Annotated in this window: 13 protein-coding genes; 8 read left to right on the top strand and 5 right to left on the bottom strand. The window is 62.4% G+C overall.

Features of this window, described 5'->3' with window-relative positions:
* Window positions 1–58 precede the first annotated feature (58 nt).
* Window positions 59–424, top strand: a complete 366-nt coding sequence (locus EOB36_RS30740; RefSeq protein WP_095485619.1) for a helix-turn-helix domain-containing protein — start codon at window positions 59–61, stop codon at window positions 422–424.
* Between the two features lie 160 nt (window positions 425–584).
* Here the strand turns inward: EOB36_RS30740 and EOB36_RS30735 are convergent, their stop codons facing one another.
* Genes EOB36_RS30735 through EOB36_RS30715 form a run of 5 tightly spaced genes read right to left on the bottom strand, consistent with a single transcriptional unit; the run spans window position 585 to window position 5,157 of the window.
* A complete protein-coding gene (locus tag EOB36_RS30735) occupies window positions 585–1,016 on the bottom strand; it encodes an acyl-CoA thioesterase (protein WP_164897664.1) in 432 nt (143 codons plus the stop codon).
* Entirely contained in the window at window positions 1,013–1,948 is a 936-nt protein-coding gene (locus EOB36_RS30730; RefSeq protein WP_128243442.1) for a 3-keto-5-aminohexanoate cleavage protein, read from the bottom strand. Before EOB36_RS30730 ends, EOB36_RS30735 begins: the two co-directional genes overlap by 4 nt.
* A 31-nt stretch (window positions 1,949–1,979) precedes the next feature.
* Window positions 1,980–3,086, bottom strand: coding sequence for an ABC transporter ATP-binding protein (locus EOB36_RS30725; protein WP_128243441.1), 1,107 nt, complete (start codon window positions 3,084–3,086; stop codon window positions 1,980–1,982).
* Window positions 3,086–3,823 carry a GntR family transcriptional regulator gene (locus tag EOB36_RS30720; protein WP_126107037.1) on the bottom strand — a complete coding sequence of 246 codons (738 nt, stop codon included), beginning with the start codon at window positions 3,821–3,823 and terminating at the stop codon, window positions 3,086–3,088. The genes EOB36_RS30725 and EOB36_RS30720 overlap by 1 nt, the downstream gene beginning before the upstream one ends.
* Window positions 3,823–5,157: an aminotransferase class III-fold pyridoxal phosphate-dependent enzyme gene (locus EOB36_RS30715; RefSeq protein ID WP_128286354.1), complete on the bottom strand. Its 1,335-nt coding sequence runs from the start codon at window positions 5,155–5,157 to the stop codon at window positions 3,823–3,825. The genes EOB36_RS30720 and EOB36_RS30715 overlap by 1 nt, the downstream gene beginning before the upstream one ends.
* Window positions 5,158–5,278: 121 nt before the next feature.
* Here EOB36_RS30715 and EOB36_RS30710 point away from each other — a divergent pair, with 121 nt between their 5' ends.
* The 7 genes from EOB36_RS30710 to EOB36_RS30680 all read left to right on the top strand — a co-directional run bounded on the left by EOB36_RS30710 (window position 5,279) and on the right by EOB36_RS30680 (window position 12,017).
* Window positions 5,279–6,334: an ABC transporter substrate-binding protein gene (locus EOB36_RS30710; RefSeq protein WP_128286353.1), complete on the top strand. Its 1,056-nt coding sequence runs from the start codon at window positions 5,279–5,281 to the stop codon at window positions 6,332–6,334.
* A gap of 31 nt (window positions 6,335–6,365) precedes the next feature.
* Entirely contained in the window at window positions 6,366–7,565 is a 1,200-nt protein-coding gene (locus EOB36_RS30705) for an ABC transporter permease (protein ID WP_164897663.1), read from the top strand.
* Entirely contained in the window at window positions 7,562–8,371 is an 810-nt protein-coding gene (locus EOB36_RS30700) for an ABC transporter permease (protein ID WP_095485612.1), read from the top strand. The genes EOB36_RS30705 and EOB36_RS30700 overlap by 4 nt, the downstream gene beginning before the upstream one ends.
* Entirely contained in the window at window positions 8,368–9,546 is a 1,179-nt protein-coding gene (locus tag EOB36_RS30695) for a M20 aminoacylase family protein (protein ID WP_128286351.1), read from the top strand. Before EOB36_RS30700 ends, EOB36_RS30695 begins: the two co-directional genes overlap by 4 nt.
* Window positions 9,546–10,979, top strand: coding sequence for an FAD-binding oxidoreductase (locus tag EOB36_RS30690; protein ID WP_206637225.1), 1,434 nt, complete (start codon window positions 9,546–9,548; stop codon window positions 10,977–10,979). The genes EOB36_RS30695 and EOB36_RS30690 overlap by 1 nt, the downstream gene beginning before the upstream one ends.
* Window positions 10,980–10,982: 3 nt before the next feature.
* On the top strand, window positions 10,983–11,345 hold the full coding sequence (locus tag EOB36_RS30685) for an AraC family ligand binding domain-containing protein (protein ID WP_095485609.1): 363 nt from the start codon (window positions 10,983–10,985) through the stop codon (window positions 11,343–11,345).
* Between the two features lie 156 nt (window positions 11,346–11,501).
* Entirely contained in the window at window positions 11,502–12,017 is a 516-nt protein-coding gene (locus EOB36_RS30680; RefSeq protein ID WP_128286349.1) for a CAP domain-containing protein, read from the top strand.
* Window positions 12,018–12,090 lie beyond the last annotated feature (73 nt).

Genomic DNA, 12,090 nt, shown 5'->3' with positions numbered 1-12,090 from the left:
CCCTAAACGCTGGGCGCCAAATGTAAATAACGCACTATTCTGAAACCAGGTCCCCGCCATGAAAGATGTCGTCTCACGCTGCCCGATCGAAGAAACCATGCGTGTGCTCAGCGGTCGCTGGCCCACTTTGCTGCTTTACTATCTGAAAGACGGGACCAAGCGCTTCAGCGATCTGAGGCGTGACAACCCGACCGTATCGCACCGCATTCTGGCGCTGGAACTGCGCAAGCTGGAAGAGGCCGGGATCGTGCGGCGAACGGCGCATGCCGGCTATCCGCTACGCGTGGACTACGACCTCACAGCGCCTGGCCTGAAGCTTGTGCCGCTCATCGACGCCCTGGGCGACTGGTGGGAAGTTACCGAGGACGATCGGGCCGGCCGGGTCGGGTCGGCGGCGGAAGCCAGGCTGGTGAAGGCGGCCTAGTGGTGAAAATCTGACGCTTGATAGCCTGAGGCTGGGCAACCGCTTTGGGTAGGATCTGCCGGCCGGGTCGGATACCGGAATGCGCAGGCAGCGCCAGAAGCGCGGGTAGCGCCAGAGGCCGTCATTGCCGAATTGTGCCGTCACGACACTTTGCTCACCGTCACCGGCGTGTATCGCCTTCAACCCTCAGGAGTTTCGTGGCCGCATGACGCGCATCCGCATCCAGGTCGATCTTGCTGCGTGACTTCAGATCGAATCGTACCGTAACGGTCAACGAGCGCGCATGCAGTACTTCGTCCAGCGTACCACGCATTTCATGCAGATAAGTCAGCGACGACCTCCCGACCTTTTCGACAACGGTGCGGACGGTGATCAGCGTTCCCGCCGCGGTTTCATGCGTGTAGTCGATCTCCATCCTGACGTCCGCCCAGCCGAGTGACGGCGTCAGACGGGGATCGGCAATCCTGCCGAGTAGCTGGAAACTGGCGTCGTCGAACATGGCGACGTAGTGACGGACGTTGAGGTGGCCCATCGCGTCGCACATCCAAGGATGCACCACGCCGACATAGGTTTCGATGCCGGGGGCCGTCAAAACCCGACCTCGTTTGCGCCCTTGAGATCCAGCAGCTGACGGGCTTCGTCCGGCGTTGCGATTTCAAGCGACAATTCGTTGAGGATCCGCTTTATCTTGGCAACCTGCTCGGCATTGCTCCTGGCGAGCGTGCCCTTGCCGACATAAAGGCTGTCTTCCAAACCGACGCGCACATTGCCGCCCATGATCGCGCCCATCGTGCAGAGGCTCATCTGGTGCTTGCCTGCGGCAAGGATCGACCAGAGATAGTCGTCTCCGAACAGTCGCTCCGCCGTCCTGCGCATGTGCATCATGTCTTCTGGGTCGGCGCCGATTCCGCCCAGAAGTCCGAAGATCGTCTGAACGAAAAGCGGCGGTTTCAGCAGCTTCCGGTCGAGAAAGTGCGCAAGCGTGTAGAGGTGACTGACATCATAGCACTCGAACTCGAACTTCGTGCCATAGGCTTGGCCGACCTCGACGATGATGCGCTCGATCTGCTCGAACGTGTTGGAGACGATGCCCTTCTTCGTATCTTCCAGGTAGCCCTTCTCCCAGTCGTACTTCCATTCGGTATATTTCGGCGCGATGTGGTGCAGGGCGAAATTCATCGATCCCATGTTGAGCGAGCAGAGTTCCGGCTTCGAAGCGTGAGCGGCCTCAAGGCGCTCTTCAAGGGTCATCTTCAGCCCGCCGCCGGTGGAGATGTTCATCACGGCGTCGGTCTGCTGCTTGATGCGCGGCAGGAAGTCCATGAAGAGCTTGGGATCGGGCGTCGGTTTGCCCGTCTCGGGGTCGCGGGCATGCAGATGGATCACCGAGGCGCCGGCTTCGGCGGCGCCGACGGCCGCATCGACGATCTCGGACGGCGTTATCGGCAGATACGGGCTCATCGTCGGTGTGTGGATCGAGCCGGTGACCGCACAGGTGATGACGACTTTCGGCGATTTCTTCATGGTTGGAGTCTCCCTTGTCTGCCTTTTGTTGTTATCTATCGAGCGCGAGGCAATCCTCGCGACCACAGCCCAACCGAACCGCCTCGCCCGCATTGAGTTCGAGGTGAGACGACGATGCGGCAAGCTTGACAATGAATTTCAGGCCGCTCTCCGTCACTGCGACGAGCCGGATGTGATCGCCGACATAGACGGATTGGACGACGGTCGCCGCAATCACGTTGAGAGCGGTGGCGCCATCCTGCAACATGGACATGCGCTCCGGCCTGATCGACAGCGTCACCCTGGCGCCCGCGGAGAGCGTCGCGCCGTAGGACATGGCGTTCAACACCATATCGCTGTCATCGAGATGGACGGCCACGCCACCATTTTCACCGCCGGTAAGCACGGTGCCGGACATGCGGTTGTTCTCGCCGATGAAGCTTGCGACAAAGCTGGCCGCCGGACGCTCATACAGTTCGCGCGGCGTCGAAAGTTGCTCGATGCGGCCGGCGCTGAACACCGCGATCCGGTCCGACATGGTGAGCGCTTCGGTCTGGTCGTGTGTCACATAAACGAAAGTGACGCCAAGCCGGGCATGGATGTCCTTGATCTCGAACTGCATCTGCTCGCGCAGCTGCTTGTCGAGGGCGCCGAGCGGTTCGTCCATCAAGACAAGGTTTGGCTCGAAAATCAAAGCGCGGGCAACGGCGACGCGCTGTTGCTGTCCACCCGAAAGCTGCGCCGGACGCCGATTGCCGAATTCGGGCAGCTGAACCATGTCCAGAACGTTCCTGACGCGTCGCGTGACCTGCTCGCGGCCGAGCTTGCGGACTTCGAGCGGAAAAGCCAGGTTTTCGGCGACCGTCATGTGCGGGAACAGCGCGTAGTTCTGGAATACCATGCCGATGCCGCGACGATTGGCAGGAACATTGTCGATGCGCTGCCCATCGATGAGGATTTCGCCCTCGGTCGTATCCTCGAACCCCGCCAGCATCATCAACGCGGTCGTCTTGCCAGACCCGGAAGGCCCTAGCAGGGTCAGGAATTCGCCGCGCATGATTTCGAGGTCGAGCTGGCGCACCGCCTGGACCGTCTGCCCGTAGCGCTTGCTGACGCCGCGAAACTCGACATGAACCGGGCCACGCTGAGATTCGTCCATCACCGTGCCTGCGCCTTCGGCTCACGACGGGCCGATGTCCGGCGCATGCGGGCAGGCTGAGCCTCAGCCGCTGCCGCGGCGCGAAGAATGATGTCGGCAGCTTCGCGCAGATCGGCTACCAAGGCTTTACGCGCAGCTGCGCCATCGGCGCGGCGCAAGGCGGCGAGCATGTCGTCGTGATGGTCCAGGCCCAGTCCATAGGTCACGTCCGAGCGGACGATGTTCAGGAACGGTCCTGCCTGCAGCCACAATTTCTCGATGATCTGCTGGACGACAGGCGATCGCGCGGCGTGGTACATGGTGAAATGGAAGCGCCTGTTCAAGCCGAGATAGTCAGCCATGACGTTCCTCTCGACGCAGTCGCGCATCAGGCTGTTCAGCTTCGCCAATTCATCAAGCTCGTTGGGCGTGATGGTCGTCGCCGCCCACTCGGCCGCCGTGCCCTCGACGCTGCAGCGCACACGCACCAGATCCGAGATACGTGCCACCGTGGCCTCAGGGACGATGACGCCCCGGTTTGGGTGGTCGAACATCGCCTCGTCGCTGACGAGTTGCCGCAAGGCCTCGCGCACCGGCATGGCGCTGGTCCGGTATTGCTCGGCGAGCCGACGCACGACCAGCCTTTGGCCGGGCAGGAAATCGCCGTTCATTAGCGCTTCCTTCAAGCCCGCATGCACACGAACATGAGCGGTCTTTTGCGCGGCGGAGCCCACGTCGATGTTCTTGCGATCGAGCATCAGTTGGTCCGGCGCGGCAGTACTTTGAGGTTGCTCGACAGGAAATCGTCGAAGGCGGCGGTAAAGCCGGCGAGTTCGGCGTCTCCGAATGGTAGCGACAGCGCCAGCATGCCGCGCGGGGTCACGTAGTATCCGCGCAACAACATCTCGACATGCCACAGGGCAATCACCGATGGATCGGCGTTGTCGAGCGGCGCCGGCGTCTCAACGGGCCCCTTGACGAAATGCAGGTTCATCAACGACCCGCGCCCAATGACGATGCCTTCGACGCCTTGCCTTTCAAGTGAGACGTTCATCGCTTCACGCAACCTGTCGCCGCGCGCGTTGATCGCGCGGCTCGCCTCTTGCGTCAGCACCTGCGTCAAGCCGGTGTAGCCAGCAGCCATGCTCAGAATGTTGTTGTTGAAAGTCCCGCCATGCGAGAACGCACCAGGCGAGGCCGGATCGAAGCGATCGATGAGGTCGGCGCGCCCGCCGAAGGCGCCAAAACTGGCACCGCCGCCGATATATTTTCCGAGCGTCACGAAATCGGGAAAAACTCCGTGCGCGCCATGGAGCGCGCGATAGTCGAGCCGCGAGGTCATCACCTCGTCGAAAATCAGCAGCGCGCCAGTTTCTTTCGTCGCCGCACGCAGCGCCTCCAGGAACTCACGCGTCGCCGGGATGCAGCCGCCGCCGCCCAACATCGGCTCGACGATGACGGCGGCAAGGTCGCTGCCCTGCTCCCTGACAAGCGCCGCGGCACCGGCAATGTCGTTATAGTCGGCGAAAATGAAGGGGAACGGCAGATTGAGCGGCGAGCCGCCATGCGCAAAGGTCAATACGCCGCCATGATAGCCCTCGCGGAAGGCGAGTATGTTCGAGCGTTGCGTGATGGCGCGGGCCGCCGAAATCGCCATGACGTTGGCTTCAGTGCCGGAATTGCAGAAGCGCACGCGCTCGATGGCGGGAAAACGGTCGACCACGGCCGCTGCAAGGCGCGCCTCGTAGCGGTTGGGCGCACCAAGCAGGATGCCGCCCTGGATAACGTCCACAAGAGCTGCAGAAATCGCCCTGTCGGAGTGGCCGTAGAAGCCGGCGCTGTATTCCGAAACCAGGTCGACATAGGTATGGCCGTCGAAATCCGTGACCCTGCAGCCTTCGCCGGAAACAAACGAGACGGGAAATGGCGGATACCAGAGCACAGCCCTCGTATTGCCGCCCGGCAAGGATGCCGCGGCCTCATTCTGACGCGCCAGGCTGTTCGGGTTGGCATCCGCAAAACGCTGTCGCGCCTCGTCTAGAACGGCTGCGAGGCTGACATTGGAGCGCACGTCTCTGTTGCCTTGCAGCATTCGATCAAATCCTGATAAATTTTCAACTATCTCGGATATTATCGCAAATTCCTGTTGCTAATCAATCCATTTTGCGTTTGAAATTTGATCAAATCCACAACCATAAGAAAGGGGAACTGCAATGAGGACTTATCTGCAAATCGTATCTGCCGCCGCGATCTGCTTCGCGACCTCGACTTTTGCCGTGTCCGCGGCCGATCCCGTCACAGTGGTCGGCTGGGGTGGTACATGGGACAAGGCCTACAAGGACGGGGTCTGGGACAAGTACACCGAGCAGACCGGAACTCCGATCATCATGGAAGAATGGGGCGGCGAAGTCGCCAAGGTTCGCGCCCAGGTGCAGGCGGGCAACATCACCTATGACGTCGTCTCGGTCGAAGCGCCCGCCATGGAAGTCGGCTGCGCCGAAGGCCTGTTCGTTCCGCTGACGCCGGAAATCACAGGCGACGCGGCCAATTATCTGCCGGGCACCCTGCACGAATGCGGCGTCGCGTCCGACACATGGGCAACGATCCTCGCCTACAATACGGACGTTTACAAAGGTGATGCAGCGCCGAAGAGCTGGGCGGATTTCTGGAACGTCGAGAAATTTCCGGGAAAGCGCGGCCTCTACCAGCAGGCGCAGTTCACGCTGGAAAATGCGCTAATGGCCGACGGCGTGAAGCGCGAGGACATGTACAAGGTGCTAGGCACGCCGGAAGGCGTCGACCGGGCTTTCGCCATGCTCGACAAGATCAAGCCGCACGCCGTCTGGTGGTCCACCACAACGCAGGGCATCCAGAACCTCGACAGCGGCGAAGTGGCTCTCACCGATGGGTTCAATGCGCGCATCACCAACGAAGCTATCAACGAGAAGAAGCCCTACGCGATCGCATGGGACGCCGGCTTCTTCTACGGCACCGACTACTGGGCCGTGGTGAAGGGCGCGCCGCACCAGCAGGGCGGGCTGGATCTCCTCAAGTGGTTTTCCATCCCGGAAAATCAGGCCGGCTTCTCGAAGCTCTATGCCTATGGCACCGGCCGCAAGGAAGCCGCCGACCTCATTCCCGCAGATTGGAAAGCCAACCTGCCGACGTCGCCGGAGCACCTGCAGCACGGGGCATCCTATGACAACGACTTCTGGACCGAGCACAAGGAAGCGCTGGAAGAACGCTTCAAGGCCTGGCTCGCGAAGTAAGCCAAGCATGGTGGTCGGGACAAAGCCGGCTATGAAGCGGCGCCAACGGGGCGGCATGCTCGCCCTGTTGACGGCTCCGCTTGTTCTGTTCGTCGTCATTCTGTTTCTGTGGCCCGTGGCGCGCTTCCTTGCTCTGGCCGTGGACAACTCGGATTTCTCGAACAACCTGCCGCGCACAATTGCCGCTCTGGCCGACTGGAAAGCGGAGAGCGGCCTGCCTGACGAACCTGTCTTTGCAGCACTCGTCGAGGACCTCGCCGCCGCGCGGCGCGCCGGGAAGGAAGGCGTCCTTGCGCAACTCGTCAACCAGCGCGTCGTCGGCAGCCGTTTCCTCGTCATCAAGACGGCAAAGGATGCGGCCGACGGCAAGCTCGACATGCGCCCCGTGCGCGACGCGGTGCTCTCCAAACAAGCTGGCTGGAAAAATGTCGATCTCTGGCAGGTCATAGCGCGTCAGCAAAGCGCGCGAACGGACTATTATCTGCTTGCGAGCCTCGACCTGAAGCGAGAGGCAGACAATACGATCGAGGCCGTTTCTGACGACCGCGCCATCTTCGTCGACGCGCTGCTGCGCACGATCTGGATCAGCATCGTGGTGACCGTCATCTGCGCGGTGCTCGCCGTGCCGCTGGCGCAGGCGATCGTCAGCGCGCCGCAAGTCTGGTCGAAGCTGATGTTCGCGCTGATCCTGTTTCCGCTCTGGACATCGCTGCTGGTGCGTACCGTCATCTGGATCATCGTGCTGCAGAAGAACGGCCCCGTGAATTCCACGCTGCTCGGACTGGGCATCGTCGGCGAACCCCTCGACCTCATCTACACCCGCTTTTCGCTCTACCTGGCGATGGTTCAGGTTCTGCTGCCCATGATGGTCCTCTCGGTCGTAGCCGTCATGCGGCGGGTCCCGACCACCTACATGCGCGCGGCGCTGTCGCTGGGCGCGCCGTGGCTCACGGCGTGGCGCCGCGTCCAGTTGCCGTTGATCCTGCCCGGAATCCTGTCCGGCGGGGCGATCGTTTTTGTCTTCGCGCTCGGCTACTACATTACCCCGACGCTTGTCGGCGGGCCGACCGACCAGATGATCTCCAGCTACATCGCTTTCTACACAAACAACACTCTGAACTGGGGCATGGGCGCGGCGCTTTCGCTGCAACTGCTGATGATCCTCGTGCTGTTCGCGTTCCTCTTCTGGACGGCGTCCGCCCTCTTCCGCCGCAAGGCGCATGTCGCATGAGCGCCGATCGATTCCGGAAATGGCTGATGTATGCCTATGCGGCGACGTTGCTGGCGTTCATCATCCTGCCACTGCTGATCGTGGTCCCTATGTCGCTGACATCAAGCAATTCGCTGGCGTTTCCGACGCCGGGCTGGTCGCTGCGCTGGTATGCCGAACTGTGGGTCGACCAGCGGTGGCCGAACGCGCTGTGGAACTCGGTCGTCATTGGGCTATCCACCACGGTCCTGGCCTCGCTGCTCGGCATACCGGCGGCGATCGGGCTCGCCTGGAGCGATTTTGCCGGCAAGCGCATCATCTACGCGATCATCGCCGCGCCCTTGGTGACACCGGTCGTCATCGTCGGCGTCGCTGCCTTCTCATTCTTCGCCACACTCGGACTCGTTGGCAACAAGCTATCGATCATTCTGGTGCATACGGCGATGGCCGTGCCTGTGATGCTGACGACCGTCGTCGCCAGCCTTTCGACCTTCGACCGGACGCTGCTTCGCGCGGCGGCATCGCTCGGCGCCGGCACCATGCGCACCTTCTTCAAGGTGGTGCTGCCGCTGATAGCGCCGGGCGTCATTACGGGGGCCATCATCGCCTTCATCATCTCTTTCGACGAAGTCGTCGTCGCAAGCTTCCTCTCGACGGGCGCGGAGCGAACCTTGCCTCGCATGATCTTCTCCGGCGTTCGCGAGTCCATCAGTCCTGCCATTGCGGCCGTTGCCGTGCTGCTGATCGCTTTCTCAGCGGTCTTGCTTGGTGTCATCGCCATCCTGCAGAGCCGCTCTCAAACTCTCCGCGCAAAGGTCTCGGCATGAAACTCGTTCCGTCGGTGCAGCAACTCGAGACCGAGATGACGGCGTGGCGGCGGCATCTGCATGCCAATCCCGAACTCGGCTTCGAGGAGTTCGAGACGGCGTGTTTCGTGGCGGACAAACTGCGGTCGTGGGGCATCGAGACGACCGAAGGCGTCGGCCGGACAGGCGTCGTCGGCACGCTCAGGGGCAGGCTCGGCACTGGTCGCTGCCTTGGCATCCGCGCCGACATGGACGCCCTGCCGATGACCGAGGCCCGGCCGCTGCCGCATGCGTCCCGCATTCCCGGAAAGATGCATGGCTGCGGCCATGACGGCCACACGACGATGCTGCTCGGCGCAGCCTCGGCGCTTGCCCGCTCGCCTGACTTCGCCGGCACGGTGCATTTCATCTTTCAGCCGGCCGAGGAGGGCCGAGGTGGGGCGGTCGCCATGCTGAACGAAGGCTTTTTCGAGCGTTTCCCCTGCGACGAAGTCTACGCGCTGCACAATTCCGAACGGCCGCTCGGCGAGATCGCCGTCCACCGCGGGACGGTGGCCGCGGCGGCCGATCGCTTCGAGATCGTCGTACACGGAAGGGGCGGCCATGCGGCGATGCCGCATCTTGCGATCAATCCACTTCCCAGCGCCGCGCGCATCCTGCTGGCGATAGAAGCTCTGCCCGGCCGCCTGACCGATGTGCACTCTCCGGCAATCGTCACCGTTGGCAGCCTGCGCGCCGGCGAAGCCTTCAACACCATCCCCGACACTGCGTTTCTGACCGGCACCGTGCGCACCTTCGACCGTAAGGTTCAAATGACGCTGGAGACGGCAATCCGCCGCATCGCGAAAAACGAGGCCGAAGCTTTTGGCGCTAGCGTCGACATCCGCTACGAGTCGCCCTTCGCGCCGACGATCAACACTCCGGCGCAAGCCGATGCGATGATCGCGATTGCCAGCGAGGTGATGGGACCGGAACGTCTCGTCGTCGATCCGCCTCCCGAGATGGGCTCGGAAGATTTCTGCTACATGCTGCAGCAGCGGCCCGGCTGCTATTTCCTGCTCGGCCAGGCCGACGATGCGCACCAAGCCGCCGCGCATGACACCAATTACGATTTCAACGATGCTATCCTGCCCATCGGCGCGAGCCTTTGGGTCAGGCTAGTGGAGCGCCGCCTGTCCGCGGGTGGCGAATCGTGATGCAGCTGCCGGAAAAGGACATCGTCTGGCGGAGCCACTGGCTGCGGCAGGCGCTGCCGGAGGACCCGGACCTTGCGCCTCCGCTCGAAGAGGCGACGCAGGCCGACATCTGCATCGTCGGCGGCGGCTATCTCGGACTGTGGACGGCCATTCGCCTCAAGGAGCACAATCCGGGCTTCGACATTGTCATTATTGAGCGCGACATTTGTGGTGGTGGCCCGAGCGGCCGCAATTCCGGCATGGTGCTTTCGGCATGGACGAAATACAGCGCGCTTGCAGCCCTGCGCGGCGGAAACGATGCGCTTTCGATCATCAAAGCATCCGAAGCCGCAATTGGCGGCATAGAGGCTTTTTGCAAGGCCGAAGGAATCGACGGCTGGTTCGATCGTATCGGCTGGATCTGGGGCGCGACGTGCCAAGCCCAGCTTGGTGCCTGGGACGACGTGTTGAACAAGCTGGTAGCGCATGGCTACGTGCCGGCGCGGCGCGTTTCGCGCGACGAGATCGCGGCGATGACCGGCACGACGAGCCACCTCGGCGGCGCGTTCGATGCTTCGTCGGCAACCGTGCATCCGGGATTCCTGGTGCGCGGCCTGCGCCGGGCAGCGCTAAAACGCGGCGTGCGCATCTATGAAAAGTCGCCGATGACGCGGTTTTTACGAGGCGGCAAACTCAAGGTGGAAACGGCGAAAGGCACTGTGTCCTGCGGCAAGATCGTGCTTGCCCTGAATGCGTGGTCTGGCGCCATTCCGGAACTGGCCCCGGCAATCTTCAACATCTCCAGCGACGACGCCATGTCGAAACCCATTCCAGACCTTCTCGAAAAGGTCGGCTACCGCCGCGCGCCGCTGATGATCGACTCCCGCGTCTTCGTTGGTGGTTGGTCGCCGACGCGCGATGGCCGGCTATCCGTCGGCGTCAGTGGCGGCTTCATCGGCCTCGGCGGCATCGTCGACCAGCGTTTTCATGGTTTGTCGCCAAGGGTCGCCGACATGCGCCGCGCGTTGCGGGACGGTCACCCGGCGCTCGCCGAGTTTCCGCTCGAGACATCGTGGAACGGCCCGATCGATCGGACCGTCAGCGGCGTGCCGCTGTTCGGCGCCCTGCCCGCCAACCGCGACATCGTCTACGGCTACGGCTTTTCCGGCAACGGCACGACGATGGCCTATCTCGGCGGCAAGATCCTGACCAGCCTGTTGACCGGCGGCGAATCCGAACTCACCCATTCAGCGCTCGTGCGCCCGGTGACGCGAGGCTTCCCTCCCGAACCATTCCGTTTCGTCGGCGCGCATTTCGTCCGTGGCGCGGTGCGGCGGCGCGACGATCTCGAACATGCCGGCCGCAAGCCGGACCTCGTGACCAGATGGCTCGCGGGACTGGCCCCGTCCGGCGTCACCCCTTCGAAAGCCAACCTCCGCGCAAGGAAAGGATGAACGATGTCCAAGGCCAAGATCTTCAAGCACAGCGAATTGACCCTGAAGCCATCGGTAACGCCGACCGGCACATCCTCGATTGCCCGCGTCATCAATGCCGAGATCAGTCGGACCATGGGCGGCGGCATCGAATATCTCGAGAACGCCTCGATCGACTGGACCGTGACCTACGACGAGGTGCTGTTCATCCACGAAGGCACCTTGACGATCGAACTGGACGACGGCCGCTATGAGTGCAATCCCGGCGACATCGTCTGGCTGCCCAACGGCACCCATCTGAAATATATCGCCACCGAACGCGCCGGCTATTTCTATTGCCTTTACCCGTTCGACTGGGCGGCGCGGCAGGGAACGATAGAACCTTAAACTGAGAGGCACTACTTTCCAAGGCTTGGCCATTTACGGAGGTCAGCGATGGGGCAAACTGATATTCCGTGTCGGCACCACGCATCAGATTTCACCACTAAGCGATATTTTTGCGCTGCCCGCCAAAAAGCCATGATCACCGCTATGTCAGCAGGCATGACCATTGCGAAAATCGAAAATTGCCAAGTCCGATCAAACCTTAACAGGCGAATGCTGCTTGGAGCTGCCGGTCTTGCCGCGCTGGCCGGCCTTGCCGCTTGCGCCACTGTCCTGTCCACCGGCGAAGGCGCCGGTGTCTCTGCTTCCGCCGCCGGCACCCTGACCAGCATTCGCGCCTCAGCCGGCCTCGGGCCGCTTGTCCCCGATCCTCGGCTCGAACAGGCAGCCCTGCAGCAGGCCGGCTATATGGCACGAGGCGGCCGCATGACCCACACCACCGGCTGGGGCAAGGGATTTGCCTCGCGCGTCAAGGGTAACGGCATCACCGGTGCGGCCGCCGAAAACATCGCCGAGGGTCGCTTCGATCAGCAGAAGCTGTTCGATATCTGGATGCATTCGGCCGGCCACCGCCGCAACATGCTGGACCCGCGCTTCACCCGCTTCGGTCTGGCCTATGTGCGGGACGGCCGCGACAACTCGTTGCGCTACTGGAGCCTTGTTCTGGGCAAGTAGGAGGCGTGACCGGCACGTCGACGAGCCGTCAGTCCATATGCGCGGCGGGACCGGCGGGCGGAACACCCTTTTG

This window comes from Mesorhizobium sp. M6A.T.Cr.TU.017.01.1.1 (assembly GCF_004023115.1).
Classification (GTDB): domain Bacteria; phylum Pseudomonadota; class Alphaproteobacteria; order Rhizobiales; family Rhizobiaceae; genus Mesorhizobium; species Mesorhizobium mediterraneum.
This window is presented reverse-complemented; position numbering and strand designations above follow the sequence as displayed.